This window comes from Streptococcus jiangnanensis (assembly GCF_040888325.1).
Lineage (GTDB): Bacteria > Bacillota > Bacilli > Lactobacillales > Streptococcaceae > Streptococcus > Streptococcus jiangnanensis.
Genome location: NZ_JBFNFF010000001.1, coordinates 531,756 through 550,358, shown reverse-complemented (window position 1 = coordinate 550,358; position 18,603 = coordinate 531,756). Strand labels below are relative to the sequence as shown.

The 18,603-nt window shown below is 40.1% G+C and carries 15 protein-coding genes, 1 tRNA gene and 1 pseudogene; 3 read left to right on the top strand and 14 right to left on the bottom strand.

Features of this window, described 5'->3' with window-relative positions:
* Nucleotides 1-17: 17 nt before the first annotated feature.
* The 14 genes and pseudogenes from AB2B49_RS02515 to AB2B49_RS02450 form a co-directional block, all read right to left on the bottom strand.
* A complete protein-coding gene (locus AB2B49_RS02515) occupies nt 18-1,244 on the bottom strand; it encodes an L-lactate MFS transporter (RefSeq protein WP_254733820.1) in 1,227 nt (408 codons plus the stop codon).
* 228 nt (nt 1,245-1,472) lie between these two features.
* Nucleotides 1,473-2,657 carry a restriction endonuclease subunit S gene (locus AB2B49_RS02510; protein ID WP_320691887.1) on the bottom strand — a complete coding sequence of 395 codons (1,185 nt, stop codon included), beginning with the start codon at nt 2,655-2,657 and terminating at the stop codon, nt 1,473-1,475.
* Entirely contained in the window at nt 2,647-4,152 is a 1,506-nt protein-coding gene (locus tag AB2B49_RS02505) for a type I restriction-modification system subunit M (RefSeq protein ID WP_076984402.1), read from the bottom strand. Before AB2B49_RS02505 ends, AB2B49_RS02510 begins: the two co-directional genes overlap by 11 nt.
* Nucleotides 4,153-4,255: 103 nt before the next feature.
* Nucleotides 4,256-4,762 (bottom strand): methylated-DNA--[protein]-cysteine S-methyltransferase, encoded by a 507-nt coding sequence (locus AB2B49_RS02500; RefSeq protein ID WP_076984401.1) that lies wholly within the window; start codon nt 4,760-4,762, stop codon nt 4,256-4,258.
* Between the two features lie 26 nt (nt 4,763-4,788).
* Nucleotides 4,789-5,694 carry a DNA-3-methyladenine glycosylase family protein gene (locus AB2B49_RS02495; RefSeq protein ID WP_076984400.1) on the bottom strand — a complete coding sequence of 302 codons (906 nt, stop codon included), beginning with the start codon at nt 5,692-5,694 and terminating at the stop codon, nt 4,789-4,791.
* 204 nt (nt 5,695-5,898) lie between these two features.
* Nucleotides 5,899-6,134, bottom strand: a pseudogene (locus tag AB2B49_RS02490) (transposase); the annotation flags it as partial.
* Nucleotides 6,135-6,241: 107 nt separating this feature from the next.
* On the bottom strand, nt 6,242-7,621 hold the full coding sequence (gene vex3 / locus AB2B49_RS02485; RefSeq protein WP_042902562.1) for an ABC transporter permease subunit Vex3: 1,380 nt from the start codon (nt 7,619-7,621) through the stop codon (nt 6,242-6,244).
* 50 nt (nt 7,622-7,671) lie between these two features.
* Complete coding sequence (gene vex2, locus AB2B49_RS02480) at nt 7,672-8,319, bottom strand: ABC transporter ATP-binding subunit Vex2 (protein ID WP_000173735.1); 648 nt, start codon at nt 8,317-8,319, stop codon at nt 7,672-7,674.
* Between the two features lie 12 nt (nt 8,320-8,331).
* A complete protein-coding gene (locus tag AB2B49_RS02475) occupies nt 8,332-9,609 on the bottom strand; it encodes an ABC transporter permease (RefSeq protein ID WP_049505227.1) in 1,278 nt (425 codons plus the stop codon).
* 394 nt (nt 9,610-10,003) lie between these two features.
* Nucleotides 10,004-10,089, bottom strand: a tRNA-Leu gene (locus AB2B49_RS02470).
* Between the two features lie 80 nt (nt 10,090-10,169).
* Nucleotides 10,170-10,745: a cysteine hydrolase family protein gene (locus AB2B49_RS02465; protein ID WP_007520431.1), complete on the bottom strand. Its 576-nt coding sequence runs from the start codon at nt 10,743-10,745 to the stop codon at nt 10,170-10,172.
* Nucleotides 10,745-11,533, bottom strand: coding sequence for a GTP-sensing pleiotropic transcriptional regulator CodY (gene codY / locus AB2B49_RS02460; protein ID WP_000940725.1), 789 nt, complete (start codon nt 11,531-11,533; stop codon nt 10,745-10,747). The genes AB2B49_RS02465 and codY overlap by 1 nt, the downstream gene beginning before the upstream one ends.
* 282 nt (nt 11,534-11,815) lie before the next feature.
* Nucleotides 11,816-13,390 carry a DEAD/DEAH box helicase gene (locus AB2B49_RS02455; RefSeq protein ID WP_254733821.1) on the bottom strand — a complete coding sequence of 525 codons (1,575 nt, stop codon included), beginning with the start codon at nt 13,388-13,390 and terminating at the stop codon, nt 11,816-11,818.
* 196 nt (nt 13,391-13,586) lie between these two features.
* Complete coding sequence (locus AB2B49_RS02450; RefSeq protein WP_254733820.1) at nt 13,587-14,813, bottom strand: L-lactate MFS transporter; 1,227 nt, start codon at nt 14,811-14,813, stop codon at nt 13,587-13,589.
* Between the two features lie 188 nt (nt 14,814-15,001).
* Between AB2B49_RS02450 and AB2B49_RS02445 the strand changes: the two genes are divergently transcribed.
* The 3 genes from AB2B49_RS02445 (at nt 15,002) to gatD (ending at nt 18,543) form a co-directional block, all read left to right on the top strand.
* The gene (locus tag AB2B49_RS02445; protein ID WP_254733819.1) at nt 15,002-16,318 is read left to right on the top strand and encodes an FAD-containing oxidoreductase; all 1,317 of its coding nucleotides are present in this window, start codon (nt 15,002-15,004) and stop codon (nt 16,316-16,318) included.
* Nucleotides 16,319-16,417: 99 nt separating this feature from the next.
* A complete protein-coding gene (murT, locus tag AB2B49_RS02440) occupies nt 16,418-17,761 on the top strand; it encodes a lipid II isoglutaminyl synthase subunit MurT (RefSeq protein WP_049505230.1) in 1,344 nt (447 codons plus the stop codon).
* Complete coding sequence (gene gatD, locus AB2B49_RS02435) at nt 17,761-18,543, top strand: lipid II isoglutaminyl synthase subunit GatD (RefSeq protein ID WP_049505231.1); 783 nt, start codon at nt 17,761-17,763, stop codon at nt 18,541-18,543. The genes murT and gatD overlap by 1 nt, the downstream gene beginning before the upstream one ends.
* The last annotated feature ends 60 nt before the right edge of the window (nt 18,544-18,603 follow it).

The window sequence follows — 18,603 nt, the reverse complement described above, 5'->3', positions numbered from 1 at the left end:
CCAATTTCTCTAGAAAATCATGTAAGCGGTTTTTGGCTTTCCTTTTTGATTGAACAACCTAGATAATAAGACAAAGCCAAGGCTATACTATATAAAATGAGAAAAACGAACAAGGTTTGTGTGTAAGAATGAGCCATTTTATAAGTCTCTGCTAATAAAATAGGCCCTGCTAAACCAGCCATTGCCCAAGCTGTTAAAATATATCCATGCAGAGCGGCCAATTCCTTGGTTCCAAAAATATCACTTAGATAAGCCGGAATCAATGAAAAACCAGCTCCATAGCAAGTCATCAAAATAGACATAGCGACTACAAATAAAACGGAATCTGTAAAGAGCCAAAGTGAGAGAGAAAAGAAAAGATTGACAAGCAGTAATATACTAAAGGTTAGAGGGCGACCGATATAGTCAGATAAACTCGCCCAGAGCAAACGACCAAACCCATTGAAAATCCCTAAAACGCCCACCATTACTGCTGCATGACTTGTAGACAAGCCAGCCATCTCCTGTGCCATTGGCGATGCCGCTGAAATTAAGCCTAAACCACAAGCTATGTTGATAAAGAAAATAATCCAAAGTATATAAAACCGATTGCTTTTCAAGGCCTGATTTGCAGCCATTCCTTGCGTCAAAGAGGCTGTTTTTTCTTTCCCTGAAACAGATAAAATTGCAAGCTCTTGCTCATTTGGACGCTTAATGAATTGTGAAGCTAGGAGCATGATAATAAAGTAACTTGCACCTAAAATATAAAATGTTTCTACAAGCCCTACCACTGCGATGAGATGTTGCGCTATGGGACTAGTCAATAAAGAAGCAAAACCAAACCCCATAATCGCTAAACCTGTTGCGAGACCACGTTTATCAGGAAACCATTTTATAATCGTTGACACAGGGGTAATATAGCCTGCTCCCAAACCAAGCCCACCTAAAATGCCATAAGCGAGATACAACAACCACAGTTCCTGACGGTCTATTGCAAATCCTGTTAAGATATTTCCACCTGCGTATAGAAAAGCAGATAGACTCCCCATGACTCTCGGTCCAAATTTTTCTACCAAACGCCCCATAAATGCAGCCGATAATCCCAAACAAAAGATTGCCAGACTAAAGGCGAAGGCAACAGAAGCCTGATCCCATCCCGTTTTTTCAATAATAGGATTGCGATAAACACTCCAAGCATAAGTGGACCCCAGCATTAAGTGCAAAATGACTCCAGAAAAGGCAATAACATAACGATTCGATTTCATAAAATCTCCTATTTTCGAACATTTATTCTATTTTATATAAAAAAAGATAGGATTTTAGTTTATCAAGATTGTTGAAAAATTACTAGTTTTTTGCCTGGAAAGCGTTTTTTTTTCTTTCCTTTTCGTAGCAGAATTGTGCAAAAGTTTTTTTCTTGTGCTAGAATGAAATGCGAATAGGAGGAAGATAAATGTTAACTTANTCTATGGATAGCTTAAAACGATAAATCATCATTTACTGGCTTGATTGACAGAGAGTTCACCAGATAAAAGTTTGGGTAGGAGAGTATCTCTTAGTTTAGATAACCTTTGAATTTCTGAAAGGTTGAAACAAAATAACTCATAAAGAGGAGAGAGTACTTTGTCTAACTCAATTAAATCTTTAAATGTTACATTCAAGTCATAACTATTCACTGAAAATGGACTCAAGTTTGCTTGTGCAGAACCGCTAGAAAGTTTGATTAAGTCTGTAATTATATTTTGCTGTTGCAAAATAGACCAAAGGACTGCATAAGAAAGTTCTGTTTTAGCATAAAATAAACCAACACGCTGATTTACATATCCCTTAAAATTTTTTGGAATAACGCCGATTTTTCCAGTAGTCGCCCCCGTTAGAGCCATTACAATTTCTTTTCCAAACACCTCAAAGTTTGAAGCCTTTGATAATTGAGACTTATTTTTTACATAATTTAGATTAGTAATATCAACAGTTATCCCATCTATATCTTTTATTTTGATTACTGGTTTACCTTCGTCAACCCAGTCTTTACTCTTAAACGCATAGCCTGATTTTAATTCAAATATATCTCCTAATTTAATAGAATTACTTGAATAGAAAATCTTCAAATAATTCTTACTAATAGCCGCTAAATGATGATTTATCTTTTTATTATTCTCAATCTTTTCATCAAGTGAAAAGAATAGTCTGGAAATATCTTGTTGTAATTTTCTTGATTCAGGAAATTGTATAATAATATCATTCAATAATCGTTGTCGATTTAACTCAGTCTGCCCAGTTGATCCTTCTTGTAATCCTTCAATTTTTACTTGTTGTGCTTTAAGAGCATAACCTAAATACAAAGGATCTATTTTCTCTTCATCTGGTCTAACAATTATCATATGTCCATCTACAGTAGTCAATTCAGGTACTTTTACTAATTGAGCAACTCGTCCTGCTGTTCCAACGCCTGTAGAATTTATCAAAATATCATAATCTATTAGTATCTTATTTGTAGGTACTTTTTTCTTCAATAAATCATTTAACCGTGACAAAGAGTAATCAATTTGAAAATTTCTATTCGTCCTTTGATTAAGTACAACGATAGTATTATCGGATTTAGTCTCAATATATTTTGGTGGAATACCTTTTGAAACAAAGCTAACAAGTTCACCTAAATTTACCTCCTTATATTTCAAACCCAATCTCCCCCAATCTTTCTCGAATCTCATCTTCTAATTTATGGGATTTAATAAAAAGTTCTGATAGTTCTGTCGTCAGTCGGTCCATCTTCTCTTCAAATGGTTCTCCGTCATCTTCTTTTTCCTCAATACCTACATAACGCCCTGGCGTAAGAATAAAATCTTGCTTTGCAATTTCTGCTGTTTCAACAGACGCACAAAAACCTTTAACATCTTCAAGGTTTCCATTTTGAAAGGCTTCAAAGGTATCTGCCAACTTCTTAATGTCTTCGTCGATAAAGTCGCGATGCTTACGGTCAATCATTTCTCCCATATTTCGAGCATCGATAAACAGCGTCTTTCCTTTTTGTTTTTTATTTTTACTGATAAACCAGAGACAGGCTGGAATAGTTACACTGTAAAAGAGATTAGCTGGAAGAGCTATAATTCCCTCAATTAAGTCATCTTCGATAATTTTTTTACGAATGTCCCCTTCACCGCTCTGAGTCGATGAGAGTGAGCCGTTTGCCAGAACCAAGCCAACCTTGCCATTACTAGGATCCATGTGATGAATCATGTGCTGAATCCAAGCATAGTTTGCATTGCTATTAGGTGGCGTTCCGTATTTCCAGCGAATATCATCTTGCAGTTTATCTGCTCCCCAGTTGGAAATATTAAAAGGGGGATTAGCCATGATATAGTTAGCTTTTAGTGTCGGATGTAAATCATTGAAAAAGCTGTTCGCTTGGTGCTCACCAAAATCCGCATCAATACCTCGGATAACCATGTTCATCTTGGCCATCTTCCAAGTATCTGCATTAGATTCTTGACCAAAAACAGATAAATTATTAATATTCCCACTATGATTCTCTATAAACTTAGCTGACTGAACAAACATACCACCTGAGCCACAAGCAGGATCATAAACACGGCCTCTATAAGGCTTTAATATTTCTACAATCGTTTTTACGATACTGGTCGGAGTATAAAATTCACCGCCTCGTTTTCCTTCATATGCCGCAAACTGTTCAATACAATATTCATAAGCACGCCCAAGTAAATCTTTTTCATTCTCACCTTCATACATTTGAATATTAGTAAAAATATCTACAACTTCCCCTAAAACTCGCTTATCTAAGTCTGGACTTGCATAGATTTGAGGAAGGACATTCTCTAGACTAGGATTATCCTTTTCAATTTCACGCATAGCTGAATCCAAGACTGTGCCAATTTCCGAAGAATGGGCATGACTCGCAATAAATTGCCATCTAGCTATTTCAGGGACGAAGAAAATATTCTCCTCTGAATATGCATCAGGATCATTCTCAAATCCGTCACCCTCTGCAAGTAATTGTTGGTATTTTTCTTCAAAAGCATCTGATACATATTTTAAAAAGATGAGACCGACAATAACTTTTCTGTACTCTGACGCTGAAATGTGCCCCCGAAGTGAATCTGCAGCATCCCATAGTTCCTTTTCAAATCCAATATTTGCGTTTGATTTTTTCGCCATTTTATACTCTTTTCCTATTTTAATCACATCCATTTTACCATATTTAAAGTAAGTTAAAAAGCACCGAACGATGCTTTTTTAGCTTATCAATAGTTTAAAACAGTCATTCTCTTGTTTTCTCCCCTGCCTCTAGTTTCAACAAGAAGGATTTTTTATCAAGGCCGCCGGCATAACCGGTCAATTTGCCGTCGCTTCCGACAATCCGGTGGCAGGGAATCAGAAGGGAAATGGGATTATGACCGATGGCGCTACCAACTGCTCTAGCAGAGCCAATTTTTCCATACTCAGCCTGCAACTCCCGCAAAATATCTGAATAGGTAGCCGTTTGCCCATAGGGAATCTTCTGCAGCACTGTCAGAACCTTGCTTCTAAACTCAGTCACTTGAGGTGCCAATAGAATTTCATCTGTCGCGGGATTTTCTCCCTTGAAATAAGCATCCAGCCAAGCAGAGACGCGTCGGCTGACTTCTGTCTCTTCCTGTTGCGCTTGCTCCAAATCGTAGCCTGCCCCAAAATATTTCTGTTCCTCAAGCCAAAGTCCCAGCAAGGCATTTCCGTCTGTCAAGATGAGAATACGGCCGATTGGGGATTTGTAATAAGTTTTGTACATTTCTTCTCCTTTTCGATGAAAATCAACTAATAAAGTAAACGCCAAATATAAAAAACTGCATATGAACACCATGTGCCCCACTCTTTTTTTAACTTTAATAGCAATTCCTTAGACGGTTTCTCATCTAGACCAAGTATATAAGATATGCCATTCTGCAATCCAATGTCAGCCATCGGAAAAGCCGATTGTATACGAAAACATCGCATCATCACATAATGAGCCGTCCACGGACCGACACCGTAAAGTTTAAGCAACTCTTTTTCAATTTGCTCAGCTGTATCTAACTTTTGATAATAACTTCTTGAAATGGTCCCCTGATACAAGAGCATTGATATTGTTTGTAAATATTCTGCTTTTTTACGAGTCATTTGCAACTCCAATAACTCCTCAGCCACACTATTTGCAACCATCTCAGGCTTTGGATAAAGCCAGTAAGTTTCATGGTTATAGTGAAAAGCTTCGCCATATTTCTTGACAAAACGTTCTTTTAGGGTATAAGCATAAGCAAGATTTACCTGCTGTCCTAAAATTCCCCAAGTAATAGCCTCATAAAAATCTGGGACACCAATCAAACGAAGTCCGTAAAACTTCTGAACCAAAGGAGATAAAATATTATCTTCTTGTGCAAACTGATAAAAGTCATCTAACAACTGATCTAAATCCAACCAATCTCTGACAAAATTGCTAATAACTTTTCTAGCCTCAGCAGAAAAAATAGGCTGATTTTCCGCCTGGATACATATCTCTTGAACTTGCTCATTGTAAAAAATCGTACAAAGATAAAATTCATTTTCGACTTTAAACAAGCGCTTAATTCTGTCATTTGCAACTTGGTACATCACTTCCTTTTCCTCTCTTGATAAGTAGGAAATAATTTGTACCCAGTCAAAGATAGATGACGTTTCTAAATAGATTATATTTTTAGCTAACATATCTACACCTTTCTTTTAATTATTATACCATCATTTTGGAAGCGGAAATATAACAATCTGGCTTTCTCATCAGAAAAACAAAATCCCCGTATCTTTAACAGATGGGGGATGATCTCGTATTTAACTAGGTGACTTGGAGCTTTGCCACAATCCCATCTGGGTCTGTGACTTCTAGCTCTTGGGAGCTAATCCTAAATTGTCAAATTAAGCTAGACTTTTCAAGTAACTCAGAAAAACTTGGTAGGGTGATTGATAATTCAATGATTTTCTAGGAATTCTATTTCTTTTATCAGCTATAGCTGATAAATAATTTTGAGAAATATTAGTAAAATCCATTTGTTTCGGTAATCCATTTCGTCTTAATAAGCCATTAGAATGTTCATTGAGACCTCGTTGACCAGGACATCCTGGATCCGCAAAGAAAATATCAATGTCATGTGNGCTGACGTGGTTTGAATTTGATTTTCGAAGAGTATTATCAAGATGAAATAGATAAAAATGCTACCTATATTATACCCCATTTAGGGGAGAATAGGTAGCAAGTTTTTTATTCGCTATCGAGCAAGAGCTCTTTTGGTTGTTTTCTGAGGAGATTGCTTGAAGCAAGCGCCATAACGAGAACCACTAGAACCAAAGCAAGGACAAAGACGATGATAAAGTCTGATGTCTGAATGGAAATATCTAAGCTCGACAAGGTCTTGCTAAAGCCATCTACTTCTGCACCACCACCAAGATTAGAGGCTTGAGCAGCCTTACTGGCTTGCTTGGCAACACCTGAAGTGACATTGGCAAGAACAGTATTTCCGATGGCACGAGCTGTGTAGTTGGCTAGGAAGTAAGCAGAAACGAGAGCAGGGATGGCAATCAAGATAGATTCGGTAATGAATTGCCCCAAGATACTTGCCTGCTTGAGACCGATAGAGAGGAGGATTCCTACTTCCTTGCGACGGGCATTGATCCAAAGACTGAGCAAGAGGGCAAGGAGAAGAACTGAGAAGCTCAAGCTACCCCAGAAGAGGAGGTTGGCCATCTTGTACATACCAGAGATGGATTGCTCTAGAGCTGGGTAGTTAGAGGAGCTCTTCACAAGTGTGTAGCTCTTCCAGTTGATACCACTGATACCATTCAACTCTTTCATGACGTCATCCAAGTTCTTGTCTGCTGTTACAAAGAAGGTTGCGTCCCCATAAATAGCTGTGTCTTCTGTGTATCCATAAAGTTTTGCAGCTGTGTGAATGTCTGTGATAGCTGTATTTTCATAGAGTTCTTGTGAATAGGTTACTGCTGACTTATTGTGACCATCAAAGAGTCCCTTGATTGTCACTTCAACTGTTTCCTTGGCACCTTTTTCATTGTCTGCATCGTAAACATTGGAGTCTAGTTTGACCTTATCTCCGACTTTCCATCCGTGTTTGGCTGCCAAGTCCTTGTGCATGAGGATCTTGTCTTTGTCGTCGTTGGTTAGGTGCTCACCTTCAACCAGCTTATATGAGCCAGAGACAAACTTATCTTCTTTAGAGGAGTCATTGACACCTGTAATCATCAAACTACTTCCAAAACGCTTGGCACGGTCTGCAGTGAGATTTTTCTTGGTTTCTGGCGTTTCGATGAGATCATATCCAGTCAAATCTCCGATAGCGTTGATGCGTTTAACATAAGACTCGATGGCCTTGTTTTCGGTGATTTTTTTGATATCCTCACCCTTGATATTCCCAGAACCACGTGGCGTCCCTTGATTGACTCGACGATTGATTTGCATGGAGAAGCTATTGGTGATATTTTTAAAGGTCTCCTGAGAAGCCTTGGCAGTAGCTCCCTTGATCGACAAGCCGACCAAACTCAAGCTCGCCATGAGGAGAATAATCAGGAAGATAACAATCGATTTGAAAAACTTCCTTGTAACATAGGCAAATGCGTTGTGTAACATAGGTTCCCTTTCTAGATTTGATTTAATAATTCTATCAAAACAAGCTCATATTATTTAGTAGTATTGCGAGTTTCAGTCAGTTTCTTGTCCTTCAACTCAAGTGTAATATCAGACGCTTGTGCCACTTCTTTACTGTGGGTGACGACGATCACACATTTACCTGTTTTCTCGGCAAGTGATTTGAGCAGTTCGATAATATCTCCGGCAGTTTTAGGGTCCAGATTTCCTGTTGGCTCATCAGCTAGAATAACTGGAGCTTCTGAGACTAAACTGCGAGCGATGGCTACACGTTGCTGTTGACCACCTGATAACTGGAGAACGTTCCGCTTGATCTGACTTTCATCCAAACCAAGCTCAAGAAGTGTATCCTTGCTTGCTTTTTTGTTGACCAAGCGGATATTTTCCAGCGGAGAAAGATAATCTATCAAGTTATAATTTTGAAAGACCAGAGAAATATGGTGCATGCGATGGTATGAATACCCCTTGTTCCGAATGTCCTCTCCTTGGAAAAGGATAGAACCTTCAACAGGACTATCTAGACCAGCCAGTAGGGACAAGAGAGTAGATTTTCCTGCTCCTGACTCACCAATGATACTATAAAATTTTCCGGGTTCAAAATTATACTTGATCTGATATAAAACTGCTTCAGCAGTGTTCTTATAACGGTAGGTAACATCTTGCAATTGTAATAAAGTCATGATTTCTCCTTCTTAACTAATAGATGATAAAATTTCTTTCGGCGATTTTCTAAATAAGAATAGGAAACAAAGGGCTACTGATAAGCAACCAATCAGGAGCAGAAAGACATAGGATTCTGCAAAGGATAGGAGACTGGTTGATAGACCACTTGCTTTGGCCAGCGTGTCCTGTAAGGTTGCCTGATCTCCACTGGCTAGTACAGTTTGGAGTAGATAGGATGTGATGGCATTTCCTGCAACAAATGCTGGAAGCAAAGCTCCAAGAGATACCAAAACTACCTCTAAACAGAACTGGAGGAAGATCGAACTCTTGCTTTTTCCAAGTGCGAGTAGAATCCCCACTTCGTAGACCCTTTCTCTCAACCAGAGGGACAAGACCAAAATTAAGGCTCCTGCTCCTGCTATCAACATCCCATAAAGGAAGATGGTGAGGAAGGTTTGGAAGGTTGCCACTGAGTCTTTGATTTGCTCAAAGGCCTTGTTTTCCTTCTCGACTTGGTAGCCTTGACTTTCCAAAGCCAAGTTTTCCACCTGCTTCATGAGTCCGTCCATTTCCTTAGGATTTTCTACATAGAAGCGCGCTGCACTGACCTGCGGTTCACTATTTCCCAGAAGGGTTTGGCTACTTTCATAGTCTGTAAAGACCTGGTTTTCACTGAAGTCGGAAGACAAGCCTGTGAACTTTTCTTGTTTTTTACCAGAAAAGATGCCGACAATTTCAAACTCTACTGTTTGCCCCTTTCCAGCTTCGGACTGACCAGCATCCAAGCCAATCTTGTCGTGAAGCGAAAGACCATTCTTCTTGGCCAACTCTTCGTGGATGAGGATTTTCTTGGAGTCCCCTTTTTGAAGGTGTCGCCCTTCTTTTAGATTGAAAGCCGAACTGGTAAAGGTGACATCCTTGGATGAATCCTCGAGAGCCGTTAAGCTAACCAAGTTCTTGTCTGCAGCTGACAAATCATCACGTTCTACGCTCTGCTCACCACTCACCGCTTCCTTGTCTTTCAGTTTTGCGACCGTCTCAAGTTCAGGAGAGACATTTTCCAGTCCCTTAATCTTGCTCACGGATGCTAGGTCTGACAACTTGAAGGTCTGTCCATTTTCTATCTTTTTGATAGAAAAAGATGTGTTGAGTGATTTGTAAAGATTGCTTTCTACTGTTTTGTTGGACTTCATCAGAGTCAAACAGGCTGAAATTCCTGCTAAAAGGACAAATAAAATCAGAAATAAAATAAAACTTCTCAGTCGTTTTCTGCTGACATAAGCCCAAGCTCTTTGGATTGGATTCATTTGTCACCTCCATATTTGTAAGACTATTATAAAATCCAAATATGAAATGTTTATGAAATCGAAAAATTTTTTTGATTTATTTTTTGAAAAAACAAAAAAGCTAGCAAGCGCTAACTTTTCTTCATATACAGATAAACAATTTACTAATCTATAATCCATTCCATTCAATAAATGTTGGACATCATCTTTCAGCTAGGTATTTTTCCATCTCCTAAGTTCTTCATTTTCTGACTTATGTTTGAGGATATTCTTGATAGAATGAAATGGAAAACTCAGTTTAAATGTTCTGATACAATGAACTGTTCTTGATGCCAATATTTTCGATACACGAAACGTAGCCTCTAGTTTTCTTTGTAAAAACAAAAAGAGCTAGCCAAAGCTAACTCTTACCCTATGCGGAGAGAGGGACTTGAACCCTCACGACCTAAAGCGGTCACAGGATCCTTAGTCCTGCGCGTCTGCCAATTCCGCCATCCCCGCGTCGATTACTTTACTAGTATATCAACTTTCAAAATCTTTGTCAACACTTTTTTCAGATTTTTTTCATTTTTCCAACAGTCTTATAGTTCAATTTCAGCAAGGTTTTCATCCAGTAATTTTGCTCCCAATGTGTTCTTAAAATGCCCAAGAGCAAACTGATGATTTTCTGGCCAAATAGAGGCAACTGCAGGCTTGACAATCTCGATTTGATAACCTAAATTATAGGCATCAATCGCCGTATGAAGAACACAAATATCCGTCAAAACACCTGTTAAGATAACAGTATCAACCCGACGTTCTCGCAAACGGATATCTAAGTCCGTTCCTGAAAATGCTGAATAGTGACGCTTGTCCATCCAAAAGACGCGACTATCCGCCTCATGCTCAGCATAAAAGTCAGCTAGGGGGCCATAAAGGTTACGCCCACTAGTTCCGATGATGTTGTGTGGTGGAAAGAGCTTGCTTTCTGGGTGGAATGTATCCTTCTCCTCATGAGCATCAATGGTGAAAAAGACATAGTCTCCACGATCAAAAGCTAATCTGGTTGCCTGATCAATGGCTTTTGATATTGCTTGAGCGGGTGCGCCAGCAGTTAGCTTTCCATGGTCTGCTACGAAATCCTCTGTATAGTCAATCGAGATTAAAGCTTTTGCCATTAGTAGTCCCTCTTTTTCACTTCCTCAAAAATATCACCAATTAGAACTTTGAGATAAGTCCCCTTCATTCCTAATGAACGACTCTCAATAATTCCCGCAGACTCCAATTTACGAAGCGCATTGACAATAACTGAGCGTGTAATGCCAATACGGTCTGCAATAACAGACGCAGTCAACTGCCCTTCATTTCCATCCAATTCAGCTAAAATAGCTGATACGGCACGAAGTTCTGAATAGGAAAGGGTGTTGACCGCCATGGTAACAGCCGTACGACGGCGAATATTTTTCTCATCTTCTTCACGTTGGAAGTTCAATAGTTGAATTCCCACAACCGTGCTCGCAATCTCAACAAGGATCAAATCTTCATCTTCAAATTTCTTGTCATTGCGCCAAATGATCAACGAACCTAGGCGAATCCCTGATACATGAATCGGAGCGATGGTCGTCAAACCATCTGGAAAGTCCGCACGGCTCTCTACAGGGAAAATGGTCAAATCATGTTCAACAGGAAGATTGGCTTCCGTATCATAAATCATGTTTGCCCCTTGTACATAGACCTCAGGGAAGGTTTTGGTTTGGAAGAACTGTTCTACACGGTCATTATTTGTCTTATAACGCATAAAGTAGCCCAAGAGACGTCCCTTGTTATTCACAATACAAGCGTTACAGTCAATAATATCTGCTAACTGGCGTGTAATCGCATTGTAAGGAAGCTCATCTTGAAGTTGCTCCTCAGAGCGCTTTAGAATAGACGTGATTTTTCTTGTTTTTTCTAATAAATGTGCCATTTTTTACCTCGCATATAATCGCTTCCATTATAACATAGAAAAGTCTTTATTTCAATAATTATCTGAAAATTGCTTATTTAATTGCAATTTTGAACAGCAAAAATATTTTAGAAAAAAAGCGATTTTTTTATTGACATCCTATTTTATTTTTGATATTATAACATTATAAGAAGATGACATGATAAATCCCTTTCCGTTTCACCTATCCTTTACTATCACCATCTTCTTTTACTATCGGTCTCCTTATATATAAAAGCGATTCACAGTGTGAATCGCTTTTTTCTATTTGTCTCCTTTGTTACGAATAACAAAGCCGGTCTTCTTTTCGCTTGAAGTGTTGCGAGGTTTTTTATTGTCTTTATTACGGTAACGTCTGTCTTTATCAAAACGATCATTTCCACGACTGCCTTTTTTGAAATCATCACGGCGACCACCACGGCGATCACGGTCTCGACGATCGTCCCCACGACGGCCTCCTCGACCTCCCTTGCCTTTACCACCAAAGCCATTACCTGATGGTTTAAATGGCAGTGGTTTTTCACGCGCAATCTCCACTTCAGGCAGGCTGTCTGGATCTTGGACTGTCAGACTCAAGATATACATAGCCAATTCTTCTGGACTGAATTCTGCTGCTAACTTACGAGCATCTTTAGCAAATTTCTCAAAGTTCCCACGAATTGCTTCGTCTGCGAAGTCTCGTTCGATTTTCTTGAGCGCTACTTGTTTCTTAGCTTGGAAGGCTTCTTCTGCTGTCGCTGGTTTCAAGCCTTTCATGCGTTTCTTAGTCAAGTTTTCGATGATTTGAAGGTAGCCCATTTCATTTGGTGCTACGAAAGTAATAGATTGACCTGACTTACCAGCACGACCTGTACGACCGATACGGTGAACATAACTTTCAGGATCTTGTGGAATATCGTAGTTATAGACATGGGTCACACCTGAGATATCCAAACCACGTGCTGCCACGTCTGTCGCAACTAGAACATCAAGATTGCCATTTTTAAAATCACGAAGGACACGAAGACGTTTGTTTTGGTCTAAGTCGCCATGAATTCCTTCTGTACGGAAGCCACGAATTTTAAGTCCACGAGTCAATTCATCTACACGGCGTTTGGTACGACCAAATACAATAGCAAGTTCTGGTTGTTCCACATCCATAAGACGTGTCATAGTATCAAATTTTTCTTGCTCTTTAACACGGATATAGTACTGATCTACCAATTCTGTTGTCAATTCCTTGGCAGCAATCTTGACATGTTCAGGGTCTTTCATAAACTGAACACCGATACGTTTGATAGCATCTGGCATGGTTGCTGAAAAGAGCAAGGTTTGACGATTTTCAGGGACACGGGAAATGATGGCTTCAATGTCTTCAAGGAAGCCCATATTGAGCATTTCGTCCGCTTCGTCAAGAATCAGAGTTTCAATATCTTGTAATTTCAAGGCCTTGCGTTTAATCAAGTCCAAGAGACGGCCTGGTGTTCCTACCACGATGTGGGCACCCGATTTAAGAGCTTTAATTTGTTTTTCAATGCTGGAACCACCGTAAACTGAGCGAACTTTCACTCCTTTGCTACGTCCAAAGCGGAACAGTTCCTCTTGACTTTGGACAGCGAGTTCACGAGTTGGAGCGATAACCAAGGCTTGGATGGTCGCCTCTTCTGTACGGATTTTTTCAAGGGTTGGCAAACCAAAGGCTGCGGTTTTCCCTGTACCAGTCTGAGCTTGACCGATAACGTCTTTTCCTTCGAGAGCCAAGGGAATGGTCTGTTCTTGGATGGGACTGGCTTCTACAAATCCAGCTTTTTCAATCTCTGCTAGCAATTCAGCAGACAAGTTAAATTCATTAAATTTCACGTTATTCTTCTTTCTAAAGGTGGTGCGAAGCCACCCTATAGGGCTTTAGTTTATACTTTTCTTTTCATGACGTATCTTGTACAAAAATGAGATACCGTGTTGCTTCTTTTCCACGAAAGAAAAGTACTGGTTTCTTTGCAACTTATCTAGTATAACACAAGAGAGAAGCAAAAGATAGTCCAATTTCTCTAGAAAATCATGTAAGCGGTTTTTGGCTTTCCTTTTTGATTGAACAACCTAGATAATAAGACAAAGCCAAGGCTATACTATATAAAATGAGAAAAACGAACAAGGTTTGTGTGTAAGAATGAGCCATTTTATAAGTCTCTGCTAATAAAATAGGCCCTGCTAAACCAGCCATTGCCCAAGCTGTTAAAATATATCCATGCAGAGCGGCCAATTCCTTGGTTCCAAAAATATCACTTAGATAAGCCGGAATCAATGAAAAACCAGCTCCATAGCAAGTCATCAAAATAGACATAGCGACTACAAATAAAACGGAATCTGTAAAGAGCCAAAGTGAGAGAGAAAAGAAAAGATTGACAAGCAGTAATATACTAAAGGTTAGAGGGCGACCGATATAGTCAGATAAACTCGCCCAGAGCAAACGACCAAACCCATTGAAAATCCCTAAAACGCCCACCATTACTGCTGCATGACTTGTAGACAAGCCAGCCATCTCCTGTGCCATTGGCGATGCCGCTGAAATTAAGCCTAAACCACAAGCTATGTTGATAAAGAAAATAATCCAAAGTATATAAAACCGATTGCTTTTCAAGGCCTGATTTGCAGCCATTCCTTGCGTCAAAGAGGCTGTTTTTTCTTTCCCTGAAACAGATAAAATTGCAAGCTCTTGCTCATTTGGACGCTTAATGAATTGTGAAGCTAGGAGCATGATAATAAAGTAACTTGCACCTAAAATATAAAATGTTTCTACAAGCCCTACCACTGCGATGAGATGTTGCGCTATGGGACTAGTCAATAAAGAAGCAAAACCAAACCCCATAATCGCTAAACCTGTTGCGAGACCACGTTTATCAGGAAACCATTTTATAATCGTTGACACAGGGGTAATATAGCCTGCTCCCAAACCAAGCCCACCTAAAATGCCATAAGCGAGATACAACAACCACAGTTCCTGACGGTCTATTGCAAATCCTGTTAAGATATTTCCACCTGCGTATAGAAAAGCAGATAGACTCCCCATGACTCTCGGTCCAAATTTTTCTACCAAACGCCCCATAAATGCAGCCGATAATCCCAAACAAAAGATTGCCAGACTAAAGGCGAAGGCAACAGAAGCCTGATCCCATCCCGTTTTTTCAATAATAGGATTGCGATAAACACTCCAAGCATAAGTGGACCCCAGCATTAAGTGCAAAATGACTCCAGAAAAGGCAATAACATAACGATTCGATTTCATAAAATCTCCTATTTTCGAACATTTATTCTATTTTATATAAAAAAAGATAGGATTTTAGTTTATCAAGATTGTTGAAAAATTACTAGTTTTTTGCCTGGAAAGCGTTTTTTTTTCTTTCCTTTTCGTAGCAGAATTGTGCAAAAGTTTTTTTCTTGTGCTAGAATGAAATGCGAATAGGAGGAAGATAAATGTTAACTTATGATTTAATCGTTATCGGATTTGGTAAAGCTGGTAAAACACTAGCTGGTAAATTGGCTTCAGCTGGTAAAAAAGTTGCCCTTATCGAACGTAGTAAGGCTATGTACGGCGGAACTTGTATCAACATTGGTTGTATCCCAACTAAAACTTTGCTAGTTGCTGCTGAGAAAGACTTGTCTTTTGAAGAAGTGATTGCTACTAAAAACACGATCACTGGTCGCCTCAACGGTAAAAACTATGCTACTGTTGCAGGTACAGGCGTGGATATCTTTGATGCGGAAGCTCACTTCCTTTCAAACAAGGTCATCGAAATCAAAGCTGGTGACGAAAAACAAGAACTAACTGCTGAAACAATCGTCATCAACACTGGTGCTGTTTCAAACGTCTTGCCAATCCCTGGACTTGCTACAAGCAAAAACGTCTTTGACTCAACAGGTATCCAAAACTTGGACAAATTGCCTGAAAAACTTGGAGTCCTTGGTGGCGGAAACATCGGTCTTGAATTTGCAGGACTCTACAACAAACTTGGAAGCAAGGTTACAGTCCTAGATGCCTTGGATACTTTCCTTCCTCGTGCAGAACCTTCCATCGCAGCTCTTGCTAAGCAATACATGGAAGAAGACGGTATTGAATTGCTTCAAAACATCCGTACCACTGAAATCAAAAACGACGGTGACCAAGTCCTTGTCGTAACTGAAAACGAAACTTACCGCTTCGATGCCCTTCTCTACGCAACTGGACGTAAACCGAATGTAGAACCACTTCAACTTGAAAATACAGATATCGAACTTACTGAACGTGGTGCTATCAAAGTAGACAAACATTGTCAAACAAACGTTCCTGGTGTCTTTGCAGTCGGAGACGTCAACGGTGGACCTCAATTTACCTACATCTCACTTGATGACTTCCGTGTTGTCTATAGTTACCTTGCTGGAGATGGTAGCTACACACTTGAAGACCGTCTCAATGTACCAAACACTATGTTCATCACACCTGCACTTTCACAAGTTGGTTTGACTGAAAGCCAAGCAGCTGATTTGAAACTTCCATACGCAGTGAAGGAAATCCCTGTTGCTACCATGCCTCGTGGTCACGTAAATGGAGATCTTCGTGGAGCCTTTAAAGCTGTTGTTAACACTGACACAAAAGAAATTCTTGGAGCAACTATCTTCTCAGAAGGTTCTCAAGAAATCATCAACATCATCACTGTTGCCATGGACAACAAGATTCCTTACACTTACTTTACAAAACAAATCTTCACTCACCCAACCTTGGCTGAGAACTTGAATGACTTGTTTGCGATTTAAGTTGAGACTGATTTGTTAGCCAACAGCCCTCTTTGGGCTGTTTTTGTTTCTGCGAAATCTCAAATCTGTCTTTTCCCTCTTTTATGATATAATAGAAACATGAAATTAAAAACTACTTTGGGCCTCCTTGCTGGGCGTTCTTCTCACTTCATATTGAGCCGTCTTGGCCGTGGAAGCACGCTCCCAGGAAAACTCGCCCTTCAATTTGATAAAGATATTTTACAAAATTTAGCTAAGAACTACGAGATTGTCGTGGTCACTGGAACCAACGGGAAAACCCTGACAACTGCCCTCACTGTCGGCATTTTAAAAGAAGTTTATGGTCAGGTTCTTACTAACCCAAGTGGTGCCAATATGATTACAGGAATTGCGACAACCTTCTTGACTGCCAAATCGTCTAAAACTGGGAAAAACATTGCCGTCCTCGAAATTGACGAGGCCAGCCTATCTCGTATCTGTGACTACATCCATCCTAGCCTTTTTGTCATCACTAACATTTTCCGTGACCAGATGGACCGCTACGGTGAAATTTACACAACTTATAACATGATTTTGGATGCCATTCGTAAGGTGCCTACTGCTACTGTTCTCCTCAATGGTGACAGTCCACTTTTCTACAAGCCAGCTATTCCAAATCCAGTTCAGTATTTTGGTTTTGACTTGGAAAAAGGACCAGCCAAACTAGCTCACTACAATACCGAAGGAATCCTCTGTCCTGACTGTCAAGGCATTCTCAAATATGAGCACAATACCTATGCCAACTTGGGTGCCTATATCTGTGAAAATTGTGGCTGCAAACGTCCTGACTTGGACTACCGTCTGACAGAATTGGTTGAATTGACTAACAATCGCTCTCGCTTTGTCATTGACGGACAAGAATACGGAATCCAAATCGGTGGGCTCTACAATATCTACAACGCCCTTGCTGCGGTCGCTATTGCCCGTTTCCTCGGTGCCGATTCACAACTCATCAAGCAGGGATTCGACAAAAGCCGTGCTGTCTTTGGACGCCAGGAGACCTTCCATATCGGTAACAAAGAATGTACCCTCGTCTTGATTAAAAATCCTGTTGGCGCTACCCAAGCTATCGAGATGATCAAACTAGCGCCTTATCCATTTAGCCTATCTGTCCTTCTCAACGCCAACTATGCTGATGGGATTGATACTAGTTGGATCTGGGATGCTGACTTTGAACAAATCACTGACATGGACATTCCTGAAATCAACGCTGGCGGTGTTCGTCATTCTGAAATCGCACGTCGTCTACGGGTGACAGGATACCCAGCTGATAAAATCACTGAGACAAGCAATCTGGAACAAGTTCTCAAAACCATTGAGAACCAAGATTGTAAGCATGCCTATATCCTGGCTACCTATACTGCTATGCTGGAATTCCGCGAACTGCTGGCTAGTCGTCAGATTGTTAGAAAGGAGATGAACTGATGGTTTATACTTCACTTTCCTCAAAAGCTGGCAACTACCCTTATCAGCTCAACATCGCCCACCTCTATGGAAACCTCATGAATACCTACGGGGACAATGGAAACATCCTTATGCTCAAGTATGTGGCTGAAAAATTGGGGGCACATGTGACGGTTGACATCGTTTCTCTCCATGATGAATTTGATGAAAACCACTATGATATCGCCTTTTTCGGTGGCGGTCAAGACTTTGAACAAAGCATCATCGCAGGCGACCTTCCTGCTAAAAAAGAGAGCATTGACAACTACATCCAAAATGACGGAGTGGTTCTAGCCATCTGCGGTGGTTTCCAACTATTGGGGCAATATTATGTTGAGGCTTCAGGCAAACGTATCGAAGGGCTCGGTGTCATGGGCCACTACACCCTCAACCAGACCAATAATCGCTTTATTGGTGACATCAAAATTCACAATGAAGATTTTGATGAAACCTACTATGGCTTTGAAAATCATCAGGGACGTACCTTCCTCTCAGATGACCAAAAACCGCTGGGACAGGTGGTCTATGGAAATGGAAACAACGAAGAAAAGGTCGGCGAAGGGGTTCATTATAAGAATGTCTTTGGTTCCTACTTCCACGGACCTATCCTCTCACGTAATGCCAATCTAGCTTATCGCCTGGTCACTACTGCCCTCCGGAAAAAATACGGTCAGAACATCCAACTCCCTGCCTATGAGGACATTCTCAGTCAAGAAATCGCAGAAGAATACAGTGACGTGAAAAGCAAGGCTGACTTTTCTTAAACCAAAGAAAGCCATATCAAAGAACTCCCCTATCTTGTCGGAGTTCTTTTTACCTGTTCT